This is a genomic window from Flavobacterium rhizophilum (genome assembly GCF_046000485.1).
Lineage (GTDB): Bacteria > Bacteroidota > Bacteroidia > Flavobacteriales > Flavobacteriaceae > Flavobacterium > Flavobacterium rhizophilum.
This window is the reverse complement of sequence record NZ_JBELQB010000001.1, coordinates 46697-66987: the sequence shown is the minus strand read 5'-3', so window position 1 is coordinate 66987 and position 20291 is coordinate 46697. Positions and strand designations below refer to the sequence as shown.

Sequence of the window (20291 nt, the reverse complement as noted above, 5' to 3'; positions counted from 1 at the left end):
ATAAATGCATACATATATTACACTTTAATTTTATCGAATAAGTTTTATCTTCGTAACTCAATCCTTACAAGCCAAAATGAATAACCTATTAGAAACTCCTATAGAATACCTTAAAGGCGTAGGCCCTGCCCGTGGCGAGTTGTTACGTAAGGAGTTGGGCATTCATAAATATGGCGACCTGCTTAACCTTTACCCTAACCGCTATATAGACCGTACTAGGTATTACCGTATTAACGAATTGCAAAACAGTAACTCTGAAGTACAGATTGTAGGGAAAGTAATCAACATAAAAACGGTTGAACAAAAACGCGGAAAACGCCTTGTTGCTACCTTTGTAGACAATACAGGGCAAATGGAACTGGTGTGGTTTCAGGGACAAAAATGGATAAGGGAAAACGTTAAGATAAATGTGCCTTATGTAATTTTTGGTAAAGTTACTTCGTTTAACGGAGTTTTCAATATGGCACACCCAGAAATGGAACTGCTTAGCGAACACGAAAAAAGCCTTCGCAGCGCCATGCAGCCTATTTACCCAAGTACCGAAAAACTTACGCAACGCGGTATTACAAATAAAGTGGTAAACAAAATAATGCAACAGCTGTTTATAGAAACACAGGCATTGTTTAAGGAAACACTACCGGCATGGCTTTTACAGGAAATTAAACTAATTCCTAAAAATGCGGCATTGTTTAATGTACACTTTCCTAAAAGTCAGGAAATACTGGCTCAGGCACAGTTCAGGCTTAAGTTTGAAGAACTGTTTTTTATTCAGCTACAGCTTATTACTAAAAATTTACTGCGTAAACATAAAATAAAAGGACACCCCTTTGACAAAGTAGGCGAAATGTTTAACGGTTTTTACCAAAATCACCTTCCTTTTGAACTTACCAATGCCCAAAAACGCGTACTAAAGGAAATTAGGCACGATATGGGGCATCCGGCACAAATGAACCGCCTGTTACAGGGAGATGTGGGATCGGGTAAAACCATTGTAGCGCTAATGAGTATGCTACTGGCTCTTGATAACGGTTTTCAGGCCTGTCTTATGGCACCTACCGAGATTTTGGCTAACCAGCATTTTGTAGGTTTATCAGAACTGGCAGCGCCTTTAAATATTAATATTAAAATACTTACAGGGTCTACCAAAACGGCCGAAAGAAGGATTATTCACGAAGAACTCGAAAACGGTACATTACACATTATAATAGGCACTCATGCCCTACTTGAAGATAAGGTTCAGTTTAAAAACCTTGGACTTGCCATTATTGACGAGCAACATCGTTTTGGTGTGGAACAACGTTCCAAACTCTGGAAAAAGAATGAAATTCCACCACATATACTGGTAATGACCGCCACTCCTATTCCGCGAACGCTTGCTATGAGCCTGTATGGTGATTTGGATATTTCCGTTATAGATGAACTTCCTCCGGGACGTAAACCTATTAAAACGGTACACCGTTATGACAGTAACCGACTAAAAGTTTGGGCTTTCCTGAAGGAAGAAATTGCCAAAGGAAGACAGGTTTATATTGTCTATCCGTTAATTCAGGAAAGCGAAAAGATGGATTATAAAGACCTGATGGTCGGTTATGAGAGTATTTCACGCGACTTCCCCCTACCACAGTATAGTGTTAGTATAGTACACGGACAGATGAAACCATCTGAAAAGGATAGCGAAATGGAACGCTTTGCAAAAGGTAAAACCAATATTATGGTAGCTACCACTGTGATTGAAGTTGGTGTAAATGTACCCAACGCCAGTGTTATGGTCATTGAGAGTGCCGAACGTTTTGGGCTGTCCCAACTTCACCAGTTACGTGGACGTGTAGGCCGTGGTGCCGAACAGAGTTATTGTATAATGATGACGGGGGGTAAACTGAGTAACGACAGTAAAGTACGTATGGATACTATGGTACGTACCAATGACGGATTTGAAATTGCAGAAGTTGACCTAAAACTGCGTGGCCCTGGTGATATTATGGGAACACAGCAAAGCGGTGTGCTTAACCTACAGATAGCCGACTTAGTAAAAGACCGTGAAATACTCCAAATGGCAAGGCATTATGCCATAAAACTGCTTAAGGACGATGCTAACCTAAATAAACCAGAACATGCCGCACTACGAACGGCCTTTATAGAAATGACCAAAAAGAAGAATATCTGGAATTATATATCTTAGTCAAAGAGGGAAAAAGTCTAAAGCGATAAAGAAAAAACCTTACCAATCAATATTAGATAAGGTTTTTAATCGTTTTATAGTCAAGTTGTTTAAAATCGGTAATAACCTTATTGGCTAACGATGTATCCTGCCCCATAGAATGTTCACTTTGGTAGCCAATACAAAACACTCCGGCACCTGTTGCGGCCTTTATACCGTTTGTACTGTCTTCAATAATAATACATTCCTCTTTTGGAAAACCGGTTTGTTTAACCGCTTCAACAAATATGGCAGGATTAGGTTTTGAAAATTCAAAATCTTCCCCGCTTATTTTGGTCTTAAAATACTGGTGTAGGTCAAACCTTGTAAATACAGCCTCTATTTTTCTTTTAGCAGCCGATGAAGCTAATACCAGTGTCATTCCGTTAGTATATAAGTCAATAATAAGGTCTTTTACTCCCGGTATAAGTTCCAGTTCGTCACTAGTCTCAAAAGCATCAAAGTAATATTTGTAACTCTCCTCAAGAAGCACTTCTTCGCTCTGCTCCAAATTAAACCTACTACGGAGTTTCTGTATAATATTCTTGTCGGAATTACCTATAAAATCAGAATATATCTCATCAGTAACCTCAATGCCAAGTTCCTTATAAAACTTACGATTCGCCTCCAGTCCTACGGGTTCGGTATTAACCACTACCCCATCCATATCAAATATTACAGCGTTTACCATTATTTAATGTCCCTTACTTTTAGGAAATCAAGCTCATTGAAATGGGCAATAATCTTATCGGCCTCTTCAAGCTCCTGTAATTTTGAATTTTCACTTTGGTACCCTACACAAAATATACCGGCACCTTTTGCAGCTTTAATTCCATTTGTACTGTCTTCAATAACAATACATTCCTCTTTTGGAGCAACAGATAATGATGCTGCATGTTCAAATATAGCCGGATGTGGTTTCGATTTAGGAAAATCTTCTCCGCTCACTATATGTGTAAAATACTGATGAAGCCCAAAACGGTTAAATACCCTCTCTATAGTTACCTTAGAGGCAGATGAAGCCAGTATAAGCTGAATACCGTTACCGTGTAAATCCACTATAAGTTCTCTAACACCCGGTAACAAATCAAGGTCTTCCTTTACATCAAAAGCATCATTAAATAGGGATCTTTTGGTTTGTACCAAATGCTCCACCTCATGCTCAAGATCAAAAGTATCTTTAAGTTTCTGGTAAACATTTTTGGTCGAATTACCTGTAAATGAAGCATACATTTCGTGTGTAACTTCAATATTCAGGTGTTTAAAATGCTGGTAGTAGGCAAAATGATGTACGGGTTCAGTATCAACAATAACCCCGTCCATATCAAATATAACGGTCTTTATCATAGTCAGAATTAAAGCCGCAAAATTACAACATACTATTGTAAGCTAAAAGTTTTATGGCATTAAGATGGAGTTAAATTACCCCCTTTAACATAGTAAAACAGTACAATAAACGTTTTCGGGAAATTATTTATAAGTCGGTTTTAAACCTTTTGCAGTAACTTTAGTCTTAAATATAAATCAGTACTCAAAAAGAATTGCAGGACGAAAAGGCATTCATAGCACAATTGCTTGACCCTAAAACGCAAAACGATGCGTTTAGGCAGCTTGTATCTCAATACAGCAGGCCATTGTATAGCCATATCCGTAATATAGTACTAAATCATGATGATGCCGATGATGTACTGCAAAACACATTTATAAAAGTATTCAGGAATCTTAGTAATTTTAAGGGTGAAAGCAAACTGTTTTCCTGGATATACCGCATAGCCACAAACGAATCGCTTACCTTTATTAGTCAAAAGGCAAAGAAAGCCGGGGTAAGGAATGAGGAAATATTAGAGAAACAGGCTCAGGAACTGCATGCCGACAATTATTTTAGCGGAGACGAAATACAACAAAAGCTCCAACAGGCCATTACCACATTACCCGAAAAGCAACAACTGGTTTTTAAAATGCGTTACTTTGAGGATATAGGCTATGAAGAGATGTCGGAAATACTGGATACATCAGTAGGTGCCCTAAAAGCTTCTTACCATCATGCCAGTAAAAAAATTGAAAATTATTTTAACACTCATTAAACCTTTTGTAAATTATTCAGTCTTAAATATATGAAACCATTTAACTTAGATAAAGAACAAAAAATAAAATCGGGATTTACCACACCCGACAGCTATTTTGATGACTTTACCGAAAAGATGATGCAGCAGCTTCCTGAAGAGGAAGTTAAAGTTGTACCGCTTTACAGGAGGATGTCGGTTTGGATATCATCTGTAGCTGCAGTGTTGGTTATTGCCCTTGGAGTTTCTTTACTTTTAAAAATGAATACTACAGTTGAGCCCGATACTACTACTATAGAGAACTACCTGGTTTATCAGGCAGATATAATGCCTAATGACTTTATACAGGGACTGGATGAAGATGCCATAGAGTCTCTTGAGGCATCTATAGTAATTAGCGATGAAGCTATAGAAAACTACTTAACCAACGAAGATTACGATATTTATCTAAATGAATAACACTATGAAAACAAAGTTATTACTAACATTATTATTAAGTTTCTCACTAAGTGTTTTTTCACAAACGCATAAGGAGAAAAGAGACCGGATTAAAGCTTTAAAGGTATCGTTTTTAACTACAGAACTAAAGCTTACAAGTCAGGAATCGGCTAAATTCTGGCCTATATATAATGCATATGAAGAGAAGGAATTTGAGATAAAGCATGACAAAATGCGCTCTATTATCAAAAAGATAGAAAGTGCCGGAGAATCATTAACTGAAAAAGATGCCGGCAATTACCTAAGTCAGTTTCAGGAAGCTGAAAAAGAGCTCTTAGAGCTGAAAGGTAAAATGATTGCCGACTTAAAGCCTGTTATAGGATCAGTAAAATTACTGAAGCTTCAAAAGGCTGAATTTGATTTCAACAGAAAATTATTGTCTAAATATAAAGACAAACATAAAGAGTAGTTTAATTAGGTTATTTTGTTACTAAAATCAGCAGGCATCTTTTTCATTACCCTGCTGATTTTTTTATTTTAAAGTCAGCCGTACAATCCTGTTCTGCCCTGCGGCTATAATGGTTTTATCATCTTTAAATCGTAGTGTATGCAGATCGGTATCATTAAGTATTTTCTTCCAGGTTTTCCCCATATCAAACGAATAGAACATACCGTTTGCCCCACTGGCTATAAGTTCGTAACCTTCACTATTTGGCATAAACTGTACGCATGAGGCATATCCGAAACCTGAACCATCGGCTATTTTTTTCCATTTTCGTCCGCCTTTAGTAGTAATTATTTTGTTACCGGTATTCATTTCGGCTTTAGTATAATCTCCTCCTACCGCAAAACCTATTTCCTCATCATAAAAATCGGAAGAATATATACCTTCCGTTGAAGTACCCTGTACTATAGGCGTTTTATAAACTTTCCATGACTCCCCCATATCATCAGAGAAAAACACCCTTGATTTCTTTCCTCCCGAAACAATCCATGCTTTTTTACCTTTTACAACAATATTGGTGTTACTGGCTGCAAAAGCCGCTTCCCCTTCTTCTGCTTCGGGTAAATCATCGCAGGAAAGTTTTTTCCATGAATTACCGCCATCTCTGGTCACAATAACCGAAAGACACTCATTTGTAGGATCGCCCATTGCAATACCATTTTTATTATCAAAAAACTGCATACTGTCATAAAATACTTTTTCACCTTCTTCGGTATAAACAACTGTATTAGTTTTATTGTCTTTGTTAATTTTATAGAGTTTAGCGGGAGAAGCTACATTGAGTATAAATACATTCTTATCAGTTTGTGCTATAGCCCTGAATTCAGGTAACGAGCCATCAAAAGCAATAACTCCGTTAAAAGCCTTTTCACCTGTTAGTGAAATATAACCGTACTTCCCCCTGCTACCGGAATACCAAACCTTATCATTATCAATAGCTATGGCACGTATGCTTATACTATCAGTAAGTAATGTATCAACATTTACAGTGGCAAAAGAAGCTTTAAAATCCTTTTTTTCTTCCTTACAGGATAGTATAGTAATAGCAAATATAAGCAGTAGGCTTTTTCTCATGTTTAAAATTTTGAAGCCCTAAATTAATCAATTTAAAATAGTGTCTTATAAATAGGCGATATTTATATTTAGGATAGATTTATTTACAATATGCATTTCATCAGGTAATATTTGCATTATGACTATTGTGTGAAATGAATTGTTAAAATTTTAAAATTTGTGATTATATTGGGGTACCAACCATAAAACAAACACAAATGAAAAAACTTATCTTGACCATGGGATTCCTGTGTCTCATCAGTTCGGGATATAGTCAAAGCCTTCAGCTTCCTGTTATTGAGCCTGTAACTCTTGAGTCACTTCCGGCGGCGGTATCCAAAAGCATTGAACTGAAAGATTTTGAAAAAGCGGCACTACAGGCCTCTGACTTTATTATATCCTCTCCTATTGATGATCTTAACAACGAAGAAGTTAAGGCCAGTAAAGGTTATTTACTGGGATGGATGCAGGATAGCCCTGATTTTAATTTTGCCCCGGATCATACCATAGCCATATTTGAAGACAATAATCTCCTAATGTGGACTTATATGGCCTGTATGGCAAAATTTACAATAGAAAACAAAGCTCAGTCTGGCGATACCGATTTTATTAAACTGGGCACATGGGAACTGGTTGCAGATTACATAGACAACCCCGGGAATAATGTCCCAAGGACAGATAAGCTCAATCAGCTTTGTAATGCTTACAGAAATAATCAGCTTAGTACTTTCCTTGAAAGCCTATAAAGAAAAAGAGCAGGTTATACCTGCTCTTTTTTCTCTTCCTTACTGTCAAACATATGCATCCATATCATTCGTGACAGTCTGAAATTAAACATACTCAGCGCTACAGCCATAAAAGCTATTAATGCCAGCATGCCGCCAAAGCCTTCTATAAAAAAATGAGCTATTACATATACCGCAATCATTTCGGCTACAGTAAGTCCATAACTCACATACATTGCACCATAAAAAAAGCCTGGCTCCCTTTCAAACTTATGATCACAAACAGGACAGTGATCGTTCATTTTTGGCAAGCGAAATAAAAACAGGTTTCCTTTGCTTTTAAACACTTTACCCTCTCCGCATTTCGGACATTTTTCCTCTATTATATCGTTGAATTTAGACATCTTGTTTTTTATTTCAAATTTACTACAGATAGTAAAAAAAGGCAATAGCTTATTTACGCAATAATTTGTACTTTTAGGACATTATTACTAACTATGAAAAAAACAGCCATACTTGATATTAATCAGTTCCAGCAAACCGGACTCGAAGATTTTTATGTAAACACACTGGAAGACCACCTTATTACCAGCCATAAGGATATTTCTCTTCCCCATAAACATAACTTCTATCTGGCTATACTTTTTACGCATGGAACCGGTATTCATGAAATAGATTTTACGGTTTATGATGTTAAACCGGGGAGTCTGTTTTTCCTTAACCCTGGGCAAACCCACCACTGGGAACTTTCGGCAGATACTAAAGGTTATATCTTTTTCCATACACAGGGTTTTTACAATTTATACTATACCCAAAACCAGATAAATAACTTCCCCTTTTTTTACAGCATGCACAGTTCTCCCTGCATTTACCTTGAAGGAGAAAAGCTAGAGGATATTACACTATTATTTAAACGAATACTAAAAGAAAACGGTAGGGATGAAATTTTAAAAAAACATCGTATAATCAATTTGGTACAGTATGTATATATAGAATGTACCCGTATATATGCCCGTCAAAACCCCGTAGCTGCGCTGGAAACCCATAATAGTTATTACAGCAAATTCCTTAAACTGGAAGAGTTGGTAAACCAAAATTTCATTGCAGAAAAATCGCCAGCTGCCTATGCCGAAATGATGTATATAACTCCAAAACACCTTAATCGTATTACACAGGCAGTGGCAGGTAAAACAACATCAGACATTATTACCGACAGGGTTTTACTGGAAGCAAAAAAAGAACTCATATTACAACAGGATGATTTTGCCGGAATATCAGAAATGCTGGGCTATGAGGATTATGCTTACTTTTCACGCCTGTTTAAAAAGAAAACGGGGGAAACCCCAAGTGAGTTTTTAAACAGATATATGAAAGAGTAAATTTTTAACTAACTTCCTTAAAAGAAAAAAATCAAAATGAAATATAAACTTTTAATATTTTTTAGTCTTATTATCATATCCTGTAAGTATAAAGAGAAAAGTTCTGTTGAAACGAACAATATAAAACTTGAAGACACATTACAGAACAGCAGTAATAGTAAACCTAATAAAGTATATATACCTTTTGAATATGATTGTAAATGCCCTGAAAACAAATTCACTTCTGTAAAAGCAGATACTGTATTTACATTAAAAAATAACAGACAAATCGCTCTTTGTGGCTATAGAAATAATGATAATACCTTTTCCGAATTTATACTTTCAGACTGTGATGAAAAAACAGTAATAAATTTTTGGGATGCCTTAACCGTTTGTGATGTTAGAACTGATAACGACAAACTGATGGTTAAAAAAATAATTCAACTACCTGTAGGAAAACAAAAAGCCTTTGAGCCAATAGTATGGACTATTGAAAAACTATATTTCGATGAAGGTGAGATTAAAAGATCATTGATAATAAACCCTGAATTCCCAAAATATACTACACAGGAAACAGACTTAATAATCAAAGAGTATGAAACCCAAAAACTGGAACAAAACGAAAACTATATAAAACTGGCATACTACTTATTTACAGCAGCTATTTCAGGAAGTGAGACAGCCAAGCAGTATTTTTATGAGTTTCCTCAAAAAGTAAAACTTCCTGACGGAGCCTATTCTGAAGAATATAATGACTTAAAAAACCGTATGCAAGAATTTGAAAACTTAGAGTCTGCCAAAACAAAACAGTACTAAGTCATATCTCGAAGTATATTATTTAACTTCTCCTAAAAAATAATACCTTTGCAGCTTCAATTCACAAAAATGAGATTACACAGAAATTTAGTGTTTACGGTTATTGATTCCCTTAACTTTATTTTTAATGAGGGAGAGTATGCCGATAAGGTTGTGGCAAAGGCTTTAAAGAAAGACAAACGTTGGGGAAGCCACGACAGGAAGTTTGTTGCCGAAACGATATATGAAATTGTGCGCTGGAAACGCCTGTATGCTGAAATTGCCGAAGTTAAGGAACCTTATAACAGGGATAACCTATGGAGAATATTTGCCGTATGGGCAGTACTTCGTGGTTATAACCTGCCAGACTGGAAATACTTTGAGGAAACTCCGGTACGCCGTATTAAAGGCCGTTTTGATGAGCTTTCAAAAATCAGGAAGTTCCGTGAATCTATTCCGGATTGGATGGATGAACTTGGTGTTAAGGAGCTTGGTGAAAAGAAATGGGAAAAGGAGCTTGCCGCACAAAACGAGCAGGCAAAAGTTATACTTCGTGTTAACACTCTAAAAACAACAAAAGAACAGCTTCGTGCCATTTTAATGGACAGCAATATAGAAACCGAATTCATTAAAGAATATCCTGATGCCCTTGTGTTAAAGGAACGTGCAAACGTATTCCTTACTCAGGCATTTAAAGACGGACTTTTTGAGGTTCAGGATGCTTCTTCACAGCTGGTAGCACGTTTTCTTGATGTAGCTCCGGGTATGCGTGTGGTTGATACCTGTGCCGGTGCCGGTGGTAAAACCCTGCACATGGCTTCCATTATGGAAAATAAAGGTCAGCTTATAGCTATGGATATTTACGAAAGTAAATTAAAACAGCTAAAGCTTCGTGCAAAACGTAACAGCGTTTTCAATATTGATTACCGCGTTATTGAAAGTACTAAGGTCATCAAGAAACTACATGAAAAAGCCGACAGGGTTCTTATTGATGCCCCTTGTAGTGGACTTGGTGTTTTAAAACGCAACCCTGACAGTAAATGGAAACTGCAACCTGAGTTTATTGATAATATCAAAAATACTCAAAGAGAGGTACTGGAAAACTACTCTAAAATGGTTAAACCGGGTGGTAAGCTTGTTTACGCTACCTGTTCGGTACTACCATCTGAAAATGAGGAGCAGGTTAAACACTTCCTTACTACAGAGATTGGTAAACAGTTTACTTTTGTAAAAGACAATAAAGTCCTGGCATCAGACTCCGGATTTGACGGATTCTATATGGCACTTATGGAACGTAAAAAATAAATTAAAGCCTCCCAATCGGGAGGTTTTTTATTTCTGTAAATTTGGAGTAACACTAAAAAGTTTAGCTTTTGAAAAGGTATAAGCCTTCAAAAGCTATCGTATAAGAATTTTGAAAATTAATTTTTATTATGTTTGTTTCAAACCATGCCGTCATGAAACAAACATTTTTCTTTTTAGCCCTTCTTATCGCCCAGTTACTAGCAGCTCAGGATAACAATATCTCTGTCATTTCAGTTGAAAAAGCTAACATTGTTTACAGGGGTATTCAAAACCCTGTTAAAATAGCTATACCGGGAGCCAAATCATATAAAGTTACCACCCTTGCAGGGTTAACTAAAAAAGACTCTTTGGGTAATTATTATTTAAATGTTAGTCGTGTACAGGGAAAAACAATAAAAATAAACATTGAATCTACCCTTGAAAATGACAGTATAATTAATGAATTCAAAGAGTTTGAGGTAAGGGATATTCCTCGAAGAAAAGCTATGATAACTAATCTTTACAGTAATAAGATTTATGAAATGACATTGGAGGAGTTTGAAAAGCTTAAAGTTAAAATTCTAATAGATGATATAGCTTATACATTGCCCTCTGAATACAGTAAAGTAATGTCGTTTATCATCAAAACAGAAGGTTATGAAGATATATGGATTGAAGGAGATTCAATTACCCCCAAAGCTTATTCGGTTCTAAAAAAGCTTAAGCCTGGTCATGAAATACTTATTTGTCATATAAGACAATATAACCCAAGTCAAGTTGACATGGCTCGTATTCCTTCTTTAAGAATAAAACTAATAGAAAAAAATGATGAGTATTATTCTCTTATTCCTGAAGTTTCAACTAAATATGGTAACACTATAGTTTACAGAGGCATCAAAGATACTTTAGAAATATCAGTACCCAATGCAAAATCATTCAAGGTAAAAGGAAAAGGACTAAAAATGTTACCCGACAGCATTTATGTAATGGATGCGGGTAAAATAAAAAAAGATAAAACCTACCTGGAGTTTGAAATAGTAAATCAACATGACTCAATAATCCATACAAAACAACTGCTATATGTAAAAGACAGGGATACAACACCTAAAAAAATTACTGTAAACGGAAAAGGCTGTGGTAACTGTATTCTAAAAATGACATTACAGGAACTAAAAGATGCCGTTATAGATATAACCGAGGATGATGAGCAAAGCTCTTTAACTCAATACCAGGTTTTGGCCTGTAATATAAAGCTACCCGATGGTAATAATATAGATCTAAATAATAATACAATTACAGATACTGCTTTTGAACAACTCTCAACCCTTCCGGAAAACTCAATTATTGAGATTAAAGTATATCATTCTCTTTTTAGGTATCCTCTCAACCTTTCACCATTAAAAATAATGATTATTAGTACCTATTAAGCCCAATAAAATTCCAAAACTAACAATTTTACTATTGTTTGTTATAAGCATTTTATCATATCAACAAATTTTCATCTACATCGTTATAGTATCATCAATTTAATTACCTTTGGGCGCTTTTGTATAAGTCGCAATAATTATATTTTTGTATTACTATGAATGAATGTATTTCAGTTTTCGATATGCTTAAAATCGGCGTGGGTCCTTCAAGTTCACACACTTTGGGTCCGTGGCGCGGTGCAGAACGCTTTCTTGAGGAATTGCGTGAAGAAGGCATTTTTGAAAAAACTAACCGCGTTAAGGTAGACCTGTACGGTTCGCTTTCCCTTACCGGAAAAGGACACGCAACAGATCTTGCCGTGATGCTGGGCCTTAGTGGTGCCGATCCTGAATATGTTCCTGTAGAGAGCATACAAAATACTATTGACGACATTAACTTCCAAAAGCAGCTTATATTAGGCGGACTGAATGTTATACCATTTAACCCTGAAAACGATATTGTTTTCAACAGGGATTTCCTTCCTTTCCATGCTAACGGTTTTGTTTTCACTGCTTATTATGAAGGTGGTGAATATGAGTCTACCTTCTACTCTATTGGTGGCGGGTTTGTTGTTAAGGAAGAAAGAATAAACGCTAAAGAGAATGCTGTCATTAAATGTGCTTTCCCTTTCCCTACCGATAATGCAGCCGATTTATTGAGATTTGCCCAAGCAGAGAATAAACGCATTTCTGAAATAGTTTATGAGAATGAAAAGTCTATTCGTAGTGAAGAGGATATTCACAGTGAACTGATGCGTATATGGAACACTATGCTGGAATGTATGTATACCGGCTGCCATACCGAAGGCATACTACCCGGAGGTTTAAACGTAAGGCGCAGGGCGTTTGACATGCATAAAAACCTTATTGGCGAACTACCATACAATAGTCCGCAGGAATGGTTAGAAGTTATCAGAAAAACAGAAGTAAAATTCCGTCAGATATTAAAATGGGTAAGTTGTTTTGCTCTAGCAGTAAATGAGGTTAATGCTTCACTAGGCCGTGTAGTTACAGCACCAACAAACGGAAGTGCGGGAGTTATACCTGCAGTACTAATGTACTATATGGTTATTGAAAACCACGATGCTAACGAAGAACATATAAAACAATTCCTTATGGTTGCCGGTGAGGTGGGCAGTATCTTCAAAAAAGGCGCTACCATATCTGCTGCTATGGGTGGTTGTCAGGCAGAAATCGGTGTATCATCGGCAATGGCTGCAGCTGCTTTATGTGAAGTTATGGGCGGTTCGCCGGAACAGTGCCTTATCGCTGCCGAAATCGCAATGGAACATCACCTTGGTATGACATGCGACCCTATTGGCGGACTTGTACAAATCCCTTGCATAGAACGTAATACCATGGGAGCTATTAAAGCTATTAATGCTGCAGAACTGGCATTAGAAACCGATCCTAAAAATGCTAAAGTACCATTAGACAAAGTGGTAAACACCATGTGGCAAACAGCACAGGACATGAATAATAAATACAAAGAAACATCGGAAGGCGGACTTGCAGTTACCGTTAATAATGCCGACTGTTAACCGTTCTACATACATAAAAAAAGCACTTGCAATGCAAGTGCTTTTTTTATGCCTTTTCGCGTGTATCAATTATATATACAATTTTCCATATCCCTTTATCATTATAAAGCTGAAAGGAATTCACTCCTTTATGGCTTAGCTTCCCTTCCACATAAAATTCATAAGGTGTCCAAACATGAGCCATGGCTCCGTCAAACTGAATTTTATATTCCAAAAGTTTTTCCTCTATCTCCAGTTCTTTTGGCACAGCTGCAATGGCCGCAAAAAATTTGGGTGCCTCGTCTGTAGTAAGTGTCACCTCCCCTTTATTGTTTCGGCTAACTGACTGAAGCATAAGCCCTGAATCACAAACCGACTGTATTTTTTCAACATCTTTATTATGTAACCCCTCAAAAAAGGTATCTATAGACTGCTGTATCTCCTTATTTTGTGCAAATACCCCCTGCATACTCAGAAGTAAAGCCAATAAAACCAATTTTCTCATGATTAATACTATTTACGTAGTAGTAAATATATTGTTTTATTATTAAACAACTGTTCAATAAAAGCAGTATATCTTACTCAGTGTTACCACAATTTAGTAAATTTACCGTCCTAAAAATTCAGATTATGTCTACAGCAAAAAAAGATTATAAAAGAATAACCACAAGGTCACTTATAGAAATGAAAGCAAACGGAGAGAAAATCTCCATGCTAACAGGTTACGATTATACTATGGCAACTATTACCGATGGTGCCGGTATTGATGTTATACTTGTGGGTGACTCAGCATCTAACGTTATGGCAGGTCACGAAACCACTCTTCCTATCACACTGGATCAAATGATTTATCATGCATCGTCGGTAGTAAGAGGTGTTAAAAGAGCACTTGTTGTGGTAGACCTTCCTTTTGGTAGTTACCAGTCAGACTCAAAGGAGGCTTTACGTTCTGCCATCAGGATCATGAAAGAAAGCGGTGCACATGCCGTTAAGCTTGAAGGTGGTAGTGAAATTAAGGACTCTATCAAAAAGATACTAAATGCCGGTATTCCAATTATGGGGCACCTTGGATTAACACCGCAATCTATTTATAAATTTGGTACTTATACCGTTCGTGCAAAGGAAGATGCCGAAGCCCAAAAACTTATTGACGATGCCAAGCTATTGGAAAAACTGGGTTGTTTTGCATTAGTACTGGAAAAAATCCCTGCTCAGCTTGCCAAAAAGGTAGCCGAAAGTATTTCTATTCCGGTAATTGGTATTGGTGCCGGTGGTGATGTAGACGGACAGGTACTTGTAATACACGATATGCTGGGAATGAACAATGAGTTCAGTCCGCGTTTTCTAAGAAGATATATGGATCTGCACGAAGATATGACCAATGCTATTTCACAATATGTTAGCGATGTAAAATCACAGGACTTCCCTAACGAAAACGAGCAATATTAATTTAGATTATTCGAAATTTAGATTATTCGCATTACTCTAAATGCAGTCGGATATTCTAAAAATCCAACAATCTAAAAAATCCTTATAATGAAAGTTATATCTACAAAAGATAATTTAGATGTCCTTTATGAAGACAACCATATAATAGTTATCAATAAGCGTGTTGGTGATATTGTTCAGGGTGATAAAACCGGAGACAAACCTTTAAGTGATGTAGTTAAGGAGTATTTAAAAGAAAAATACAACAAACCGGGTAACGTATACCTTGGAGTAGTACATAGGCTGGACAGGCCTACTACCGGAATTGTACTTTTTGCACGTACCTCTAAAGCGTTACCAAGGCTCAACGATTTATTTAAAAACCGCGAAACCAAAAAAACATATTGGGCAGTGGTTAAAAACAAACCTGAAAACGAAACCGATACTTTAGTCCATTACCTGAAGCGTAATGAAAAAAGTAACACGTCGCGTGCTCATACTAAGGAAGTACCTAACAGTAAAAAAGCAAGCTTGGATTACACTATAATCAAAGCTCTTAATAACTATTATGTACTTGAAGTTAACCTTCACACAGGGCGCCATCATCAAATCAGGTCACAGCTCTCTGCAATAGGTTCGCCAATAAAAGGAGATTTGAAATATGGCTTTGACAGAAGTAATCCTGACGGGGGTATACACTTACATGCCAGGAAACTGGAATTTGTACACCCCGTTACAAAAGAACATTTAATAATTACAGCACCTGTGCCAAGCGATACGATTTGGCAATCAGTATAAAAATTAAAAATACCCGGTTCTGGGTATTTTTTTTTTGATTGTTTTGATTGAAATTTTACAGAAAAATTCTATTAAAATTTACTGTAATACATAGTCTTTTACTAATTTAGAATAACCAAAAAACAATCAATCTTATGAAGAAACCCCTATTATTTATCATAACACTTTTGTGTGCAAACACTTACGCACAGGAACACTTTTCAGGCATCAACACATCACGGCGAACAGGTATACTAAATGCCTCGGTTAACCCGGCTGAACTCGTAAACCTTAAAAATGAAATGGAAGTAAATGTATTTACTTTCAGTGCCAATGTTTCCAATAACAAAATCACCTTTGGCGACTTGGTTGGAGGCGACAACTTAGGCGATCTTATTTTTGAAGGAGATGAACCGGTAAACTTAAGAGCCGATGTAGAAATACTGGGACCTTCGTTTGCTATGAAACACAACAAATGGGCTTTTGGCATACAAACCGCTGCAAAAATAAAAACCAATTTGGTTGACATAGATACTAACTTAGGTAACGCACTTGTCAATGCCAGTGATGATTTACTTATTGGACAGGCAAATATAGTTACTGATTATAATCAAAGAGCCTCCGCAACTGCCTGGGGTGAAATTGGTTTTTCGGCAGCAAGAGAAGTTTTTGAAAACGAAACCCACAAAGTAGCCGCAGGTGCTACTCTAAAAATGATATTTCCCGGTACGTACGCTAACATGTCGGCAGATAGATTTACCGGTACAATTGAGAATGTAGGTCCGCTTGTTGGTCTTACAGATACTCATACCAATGTAAATCTGGCTTATTCAGGTGCATTAGGAGACAGTTTTACTGATAGCGGTAATTTTAGTGAATTCTTTGCCGGAGGACTTAACGGTTTTGCTGCCGATTTAGGTGTTAACTACCAATGGAAAGACGAAAACGGAGGCTATAAAATTAATGCAGGAGCATCTGTAAAAAATATAGGATCCATGACTTTTAAGGATGATAATAACGTAAATAAAAGTTATGTTGTTGATATTCCTGATGGGCAATACCTTGATTTGAGAGAGTTTGAAGATGTAGACAATATTGATGATGTAGAGGCTATACTGGTAAATAGTGGTTATGCTACCTTAACTGAATCTGAAAAAGATTTCAAAATAAAACAGCCTACTATGCTTTCCCTCTATGCCGATGTTAAAGTATACGATAAATGGTATGTAACGGGATTTTTACAGCAAAACCTTAGTGATGCCAGTAATAATAACCGTATAGGTTCACAAAATGTATTTACTGTTACACCACGTTATTCTACAAGCTTCTTTGAAGCCTATGCTCCATTCTCTCATAATGAGATTTCAGGGTTTACGGCTGGTGTTGGTTTCAGAATTGGAGGATTCTTTATAGGTTCAGGTTCAATACTATCAGCGGCAATTGGCAATACTACTCAGGCAGATGCCTATATGGGCTTTAGATTCGGAATATAAAAAACATTAAATCACATAATTAACAAAAGCCACCATTAAGGTGGCTTTTGTATTAAATAATCATAAAATAGCATTTATGTTATCCTAATTTTATTAATTTCACTTTACCAAAAACCAAAAAATGATAGCCTTATGAAATGGAAAGGAAGAAGAGAAAGCAATAATGTTGAGGACAGAAGAAGCATGTCTGGCGGAAAGATTGCTGCAGGTGGTGGTATTATAGCCATTGTTATAATACTAATTAACCTTTTTATGGGAGGCGATAATTCGGCTGTACTAAATGAGATAAATAACCAGTTACAACAGCAAACAACTACAGAACAACCTGCACCACTTAGCGCTCAGGACGAAGAGATGGGACGCATGGTTAAGGTTATCCTTGCTGACACTGAAGACGTATGGCATAAAATATTTCAGGAAAATGGTTTGGTATATGAAGAGCCAAAACTGGTACTTTTCCGCAATTCGGTTGAGACTGCATGCGGTGGTGCTTCATCGGCATCAGGGCCGTTTTATTGTCCTTTGGATAAAAAAGTATATATGGATTTGTCTTTCTTTGACGAACTACAATCACGTTTTGGAGCTCAGGGAGGCGATTTTGCCATCGCTTATGTTATTGCTCACGAGGTAGGTCACCATGTACAAACCCTTATGGGAACATCGTCCAAAGTAAGGCAAATGCAGCAACAGCTTAATCAGGCAGATGCCAATAAACTATCGGTAGCCCTTGAGTTACAGGCTGATTTCTATGCCGGATTATGGGCACATTATAACGAAGAAATGAACCAGATGCTGGAAGAAGGTGATGTGGAAGAAGCTTTAAGTGCTGCTCACGCGGTAGGTGACGATGCCATCCAAAAACGTGCACAGGGACATGTAGTGCCTGACTCTTTTACACATGGTACATCGGCACAACGTGTGTATTGGTTTAAAAAAGGATTAAACACCGGACAATTTAACGCAGGTACTACCTTTAATGATTTGGAAATCTAATCATTTTTCAGCTTTGCATTCATTATCTGCCACTGGTCTTCAATGTATTTAATTTTCCTAACTTCTTTCATGATAGACTCCAGTTCTTCTTCATAATAATCTATATCGTCTTCCCTATTCATAAAATCAAGGTCTTCTGCCCTCTCCAGTAATATATCTATTACCGGCATTACCCTATTTTTCACATAGGGAGACAGTTTCCCGAATACTTCCTGTAGTTGTGTTTTTACCATAATACAAAGTTGCTAATTTTTAGTTTAGCTTTTGGTATAAACAAAATATTTTTTAAAGGATTACCTAATCCTCGTTCAAAGTTTGAACACACAAACAATCTTTGTAAATTTGACGGTTTAAAAATCGTAAAGTACATTCCGTTGAAAAAAATACTTCTCCTTTCTGATACCCACAGCCATATCGATGATACTATTATGAAATATGTAAGACAGGCGGATGAAGTATGGCATGCCGGAGATATAGGAGACCTATCGGTAACTGATGCCATCAAAAAAGAAAAGTCCTTAAAAGCGGTATACGGAAATATTGACAATGCCGAAGCCCGACTCGAATTTCCCCTTAATAACCGCTTTTTTTGTGAAGGTGTAGATGTTTGGATTACGCACATTGGTGGTTATCCGGGTAAATACAATCAGGCAATAAGGGAAGAGATAAATACAAATCCGCCTAAACTATTTATCTGTGGGCATTCGCATATCCTAAAAGTTATGCCCGATAATAAACTTAACCTTATACATATGAATCCCGGTGCTGCCGGAGTACATGGCTTTCACCAAATACGCACCATGTTACGATTTGAAATAAACAGAGATAATATTCAGAATCTGGAAGTGATAGAAATAGGAAAAAGAGCTTAATGAGAACTTCAGTTATATATACCCTACAGGAGCCCAAACTTTTTAAGAAGCAGCTTTTAAAATGGGCACAGCAATACAGGGAAATCACATTTTTAGACAGTAACGATTATCATCAGCACTACTCATCTTTTGATGCGGTATTGGCTACCGATGCACTTACACTAATAAAAACCGATGAATATAAAGCTTTTGAAGATCTTAGTGCCTATCAAAAAACAACACGCGACTGGATTTTCGGTTATCTGTCTTACGATTTAAAAAATGATACTGAAAGACTAGAATCCAATAACCATGATGGTTTGGATTTTCCCGATTTGTTTTTCTTTCAGCCCAAAAAACTGTTCTTTATTAGGGGAAATCAGGTAGAAGTTGCTTACCTCAATATGTGTGATGATGAACTGGAGGACGACTTTAAAGATATACTTGCAACCCAGATTGAAAATAAAGACGTACATACTCCCCTATCTATAAAACAACGTATTACTAGAGAAGGCTATGTAGAAAAAGTAACTCAAATGCTGGAACATATCCATTTGGGAGATATTTATGAAGCTAACTTTTGCATGGAGTTTTATGCCGAAGACACTATAATCAATCCGTATGAAAAGTATCAGGCATTAAATGACATATCCGAACCTCCTTTCGCTGCCTATTTTAAAAACCATAAACAGTACCTGCTTTCGGCATCTCCTGAAAGGTATATCAGGAAAGAAGAAAACAAAATAATATCCCAGCCCATAAAAGGAACAGCCAGGAGAAGTAACAATACAGAAGAAGATGAGGCTATTAAGCTGGAACTTACAAAAAACGAAAAGGAACGTTCTGAAAATATAATGATTGTCGACTTGGTTCGTAACGATTTATCGCGTACCGCAAAAAAAGGATCGGTTAATGTTAAAGAGTTATGCGGAGCGTACACCTTTAAACAGGTACACCATCTTATATCTACCGTAGTGTCTGAGTTAGATGCTGAGTATTCTCCTGTTGATGTGATTAGAACCTCATTCCCTATGGGGAGTATGACCGGTGCACCTAAAATATCGGCCATGCAGATTATTGAAAAACTGGAAGAAACTAAACGCGGACTCTACAGTGGTTCAGTGGGCTACTTTACCCCTACGGGAGATTTTGACTTTAATGTGGTAATAAGAAGCATACTTTATAATGAAACTAATAAATATGTATCGTTCTCTGTAGGAAGTGCAATCACATCAAAAGCATTACCTGAGAAAGAATATGAAGAATGCCTGTTAAAAGCCAAGGCAATGCGTAGCGTGTTGGAATAGTTGATACTCATTAAAGATATAAGGCAAAAGGCAATAGT

22 protein-coding genes are annotated in these 20291 nt (G+C 36.8%); 16 read left to right on the top strand and 6 right to left on the bottom strand.

The annotated features are described in order from the left end of the window. The first annotated feature begins 76 nt into the window (after window positions 1-76). On the top strand, window positions 77-2179 hold the full coding sequence (gene recG / locus ABS768_RS00320) for an ATP-dependent DNA helicase RecG (protein WP_408072834.1): 2103 nt from the start codon (window positions 77-79) through the stop codon (window positions 2177-2179). 52 nt (window positions 2180-2231) lie between these two features. Here recG and ABS768_RS00315 read toward each other — a convergent pair whose 3' ends face one another. Together ABS768_RS00315 and ABS768_RS00310 are read right to left on the bottom strand one after the other, a co-directional pair. Beyond that, window positions 2232-2888: an HAD family hydrolase gene (locus tag ABS768_RS00315; protein WP_408072832.1), complete on the bottom strand. Its 657-nt coding sequence runs from the start codon at window positions 2886-2888 to the stop codon at window positions 2232-2234. Next, the gene (locus ABS768_RS00310; protein ID WP_408072830.1) at window positions 2888-3544 is read right to left on the bottom strand and encodes an HAD family hydrolase; all 657 of its coding nucleotides are present in this window, start codon (window positions 3542-3544) and stop codon (window positions 2888-2890) included. Before ABS768_RS00310 ends, ABS768_RS00315 begins: the two co-directional genes overlap by 1 nt. Before the next feature lie 194 nt (window positions 3545-3738). On the opposite strand from ABS768_RS00310, the gene ABS768_RS00305 reads away from it, so the two are divergent. From ABS768_RS00305 to ABS768_RS00295, 3 genes are read left to right on the top strand one after another with little or no spacing between them, the layout of a single operon-like run. Then, a complete protein-coding gene (locus ABS768_RS00305) occupies window positions 3739-4281 on the top strand; it encodes an RNA polymerase sigma factor (protein WP_408072828.1) in 543 nt (180 codons plus the stop codon). Window positions 4282-4311: 30 nt separating this feature from the next. Continuing rightward, window positions 4312-4719: a hypothetical protein gene (locus ABS768_RS00300; RefSeq protein WP_408072827.1), complete on the top strand. Its 408-nt coding sequence runs from the start codon at window positions 4312-4314 to the stop codon at window positions 4717-4719. Window positions 4720-4723: 4 nt separating this feature from the next. After that, window positions 4724-5167, top strand: coding sequence for a sensor of ECF-type sigma factor (locus ABS768_RS00295; protein WP_408072826.1), 444 nt, complete (start codon window positions 4724-4726; stop codon window positions 5165-5167). A 63-nt stretch (window positions 5168-5230) separates the two neighbouring features. On the opposite strand, the gene ABS768_RS00290 is transcribed toward ABS768_RS00295, so the two are convergent. After that, window positions 5231-6277: a WD40/YVTN/BNR-like repeat-containing protein gene (locus ABS768_RS00290; RefSeq protein WP_408072825.1), complete on the bottom strand. Its 1047-nt coding sequence runs from the start codon at window positions 6275-6277 to the stop codon at window positions 5231-5233. Window positions 6278-6474: 197 nt separating this feature from the next. Here ABS768_RS00290 and ABS768_RS00285 point away from each other — a divergent pair, with 197 nt between their 5' ends. Beyond that, window positions 6475-7002 carry a hypothetical protein gene (locus ABS768_RS00285; RefSeq protein ID WP_408072823.1) on the top strand — a complete coding sequence of 176 codons (528 nt, stop codon included), beginning with the start codon at window positions 6475-6477 and terminating at the stop codon, window positions 7000-7002. Window positions 7003-7016: 14 nt separating this feature from the next. Here ABS768_RS00285 and ABS768_RS00280 read toward each other — a convergent pair whose 3' ends face one another. Further along, complete coding sequence (locus ABS768_RS00280; protein WP_035131150.1) at window positions 7017-7385, bottom strand: DUF983 domain-containing protein; 369 nt, start codon at window positions 7383-7385, stop codon at window positions 7017-7019. A 93-nt stretch (window positions 7386-7478) separates the two neighbouring features. Here ABS768_RS00280 and ABS768_RS00275 point away from each other — a divergent pair, with 93 nt between their 5' ends. From ABS768_RS00275 to ABS768_RS00255, 5 genes are all read left to right on the top strand, one after another. Next, the gene (locus ABS768_RS00275) at window positions 7479-8360 is read left to right on the top strand and encodes a helix-turn-helix domain-containing protein (RefSeq protein ID WP_408072821.1); all 882 of its coding nucleotides are present in this window, start codon (window positions 7479-7481) and stop codon (window positions 8358-8360) included. A gap of 36 nt (window positions 8361-8396) precedes the next feature. Then, window positions 8397-9155, top strand: a complete 759-nt coding sequence (locus tag ABS768_RS00270; RefSeq protein ID WP_408072820.1) for a hypothetical protein — start codon at window positions 8397-8399, stop codon at window positions 9153-9155. Between the two features lie 69 nt (window positions 9156-9224). Beyond that, window positions 9225-10439: an RsmB/NOP family class I SAM-dependent RNA methyltransferase gene (locus tag ABS768_RS00265; RefSeq protein WP_408072819.1), complete on the top strand. Its 1215-nt coding sequence runs from the start codon at window positions 9225-9227 to the stop codon at window positions 10437-10439. Between the two features lie 152 nt (window positions 10440-10591). After that, on the top strand, window positions 10592-11845 hold the full coding sequence (locus ABS768_RS00260) for a hypothetical protein (protein WP_408072818.1): 1254 nt from the start codon (window positions 10592-10594) through the stop codon (window positions 11843-11845). A gap of 155 nt (window positions 11846-12000) precedes the next feature. Beyond that, window positions 12001-13425 carry an L-serine ammonia-lyase gene (locus ABS768_RS00255; RefSeq protein WP_408072817.1) on the top strand — a complete coding sequence of 475 codons (1425 nt, stop codon included), beginning with the start codon at window positions 12001-12003 and terminating at the stop codon, window positions 13423-13425. A 46-nt stretch (window positions 13426-13471) separates the two neighbouring features. On the opposite strand, the gene ABS768_RS00250 is transcribed toward ABS768_RS00255, so the two are convergent. Next, entirely contained in the window at window positions 13472-13909 is a 438-nt protein-coding gene (locus ABS768_RS00250; protein ID WP_408072816.1) for a nuclear transport factor 2 family protein, read from the bottom strand. A gap of 125 nt (window positions 13910-14034) precedes the next feature. On the opposite strand from ABS768_RS00250, the gene panB reads away from it, so the two are divergent. From panB to ypfJ, 4 genes are all read left to right on the top strand, one after another. Further along, the gene (panB, locus tag ABS768_RS00245; protein ID WP_408072815.1) at window positions 14035-14853 is read left to right on the top strand and encodes a 3-methyl-2-oxobutanoate hydroxymethyltransferase; all 819 of its coding nucleotides are present in this window, start codon (window positions 14035-14037) and stop codon (window positions 14851-14853) included. 87 nt (window positions 14854-14940) lie between these two features. Further along, the gene (locus ABS768_RS00240; RefSeq protein WP_408072814.1) at window positions 14941-15630 is read left to right on the top strand and encodes an RluA family pseudouridine synthase; all 690 of its coding nucleotides are present in this window, start codon (window positions 14941-14943) and stop codon (window positions 15628-15630) included. Between the two features lie 134 nt (window positions 15631-15764). Further along, the gene (locus ABS768_RS00235) at window positions 15765-17102 is read left to right on the top strand and encodes a hypothetical protein (RefSeq protein WP_408072813.1); all 1338 of its coding nucleotides are present in this window, start codon (window positions 15765-15767) and stop codon (window positions 17100-17102) included. Window positions 17103-17234: 132 nt separating this feature from the next. Continuing rightward, window positions 17235-18095, top strand: a complete 861-nt coding sequence (ypfJ, locus tag ABS768_RS00230; RefSeq protein ID WP_408072812.1) for a KPN_02809 family neutral zinc metallopeptidase — start codon at window positions 17235-17237, stop codon at window positions 18093-18095. Here the strand turns inward: ypfJ and ABS768_RS00225 are convergent. Continuing rightward, window positions 18092-18328, bottom strand: coding sequence for a hypothetical protein (locus ABS768_RS00225; protein WP_408072810.1), 237 nt, complete (start codon window positions 18326-18328; stop codon window positions 18092-18094). The two genes, ypfJ and ABS768_RS00225, sit on opposite strands and share 4 nt — an antisense overlap. A 141-nt stretch (window positions 18329-18469) precedes the next feature. Between ABS768_RS00225 and ABS768_RS00220 the strand changes: the two genes are divergently transcribed. Further along, the gene (locus tag ABS768_RS00220) at window positions 18470-18967 is read left to right on the top strand and encodes a metallophosphoesterase family protein (protein WP_408072809.1); all 498 of its coding nucleotides are present in this window, start codon (window positions 18470-18472) and stop codon (window positions 18965-18967) included. Next, complete coding sequence (locus ABS768_RS00215; RefSeq protein WP_408072808.1) at window positions 18967-20253, top strand: anthranilate synthase component I family protein; 1287 nt, start codon at window positions 18967-18969, stop codon at window positions 20251-20253. Before ABS768_RS00220 ends, ABS768_RS00215 begins: the two co-directional genes overlap by 1 nt. Window positions 20254-20291 lie beyond the last annotated feature (38 nt).

Bases quoted from the DNA above. Each gene is read 5' to 3' on its own strand.
- recG (WP_408072834.1), top strand. From the start codon at position 77: ATGAATAACCTATTAGAAACTCCTATAGAATACCTTAAAGGCGTAGGC.
- ABS768_RS00315 (WP_408072832.1), bottom strand. From the start codon at position 2,888: ATGGTAAACGCTGTAATATTTGATATGGATGGGGTAGTGGTTAATACC.
- ABS768_RS00310 (WP_408072830.1), bottom strand. From the start codon at position 3,544: ATGATAAAGACCGTTATATTTGATATGGACGGGGTTATTGTTGATACT.
- ABS768_RS00300 (WP_408072827.1), top strand. From the start codon at position 4,312: ATGAAACCATTTAACTTAGATAAAGAACAAAAAATAAAATCGGGATTT.
- ABS768_RS00295 (WP_408072826.1), top strand. From the start codon at position 4,724: ATGAAAACAAAGTTATTACTAACATTATTATTAAGTTTCTCACTAAGT.
- ABS768_RS00290 (WP_408072825.1), bottom strand. From the start codon at position 6,277: ATGAGAAAAAGCCTACTGCTTATATTTGCTATTACTATACTATCCTGT.
- ABS768_RS00285 (WP_408072823.1), top strand. From the start codon at position 6,475: ATGAAAAAACTTATCTTGACCATGGGATTCCTGTGTCTCATCAGTTCG.
- ABS768_RS00280 (WP_035131150.1), bottom strand. From the start codon at position 7,385: ATGTCTAAATTCAACGATATAATAGAGGAAAAATGTCCGAAATGCGGA.
- ABS768_RS00275 (WP_408072821.1), top strand. From the start codon at position 7,479: ATGAAAAAAACAGCCATACTTGATATTAATCAGTTCCAGCAAACCGGA.
- ABS768_RS00270 (WP_408072820.1), top strand. From the start codon at position 8,397: ATGAAATATAAACTTTTAATATTTTTTAGTCTTATTATCATATCCTGT.
- ABS768_RS00265 (WP_408072819.1), top strand. From the start codon at position 9,225: ATGAGATTACACAGAAATTTAGTGTTTACGGTTATTGATTCCCTTAAC.
- ABS768_RS00260 (WP_408072818.1), top strand. From the start codon at position 10,592: ATGAAACAAACATTTTTCTTTTTAGCCCTTCTTATCGCCCAGTTACTA.
- ABS768_RS00255 (WP_408072817.1), top strand. From the start codon at position 12,001: ATGAATGAATGTATTTCAGTTTTCGATATGCTTAAAATCGGCGTGGGT.
- ABS768_RS00250 (WP_408072816.1), bottom strand. From the start codon at position 13,909: ATGAGAAAATTGGTTTTATTGGCTTTACTTCTGAGTATGCAGGGGGTA.
- panB (WP_408072815.1), top strand. From the start codon at position 14,035: ATGTCTACAGCAAAAAAAGATTATAAAAGAATAACCACAAGGTCACTT.
- ABS768_RS00240 (WP_408072814.1), top strand. From the start codon at position 14,941: ATGAAAGTTATATCTACAAAAGATAATTTAGATGTCCTTTATGAAGAC.
- ABS768_RS00235 (WP_408072813.1), top strand. From the start codon at position 15,765: ATGAAGAAACCCCTATTATTTATCATAACACTTTTGTGTGCAAACACT.
- ypfJ (WP_408072812.1), top strand. From the start codon at position 17,235: ATGAAATGGAAAGGAAGAAGAGAAAGCAATAATGTTGAGGACAGAAGA.
- ABS768_RS00225 (WP_408072810.1), bottom strand. From the start codon at position 18,328: ATGGTAAAAACACAACTACAGGAAGTATTCGGGAAACTGTCTCCCTAT.
- ABS768_RS00215 (WP_408072808.1), top strand. From the start codon at position 18,967: ATGAGAACTTCAGTTATATATACCCTACAGGAGCCCAAACTTTTTAAG.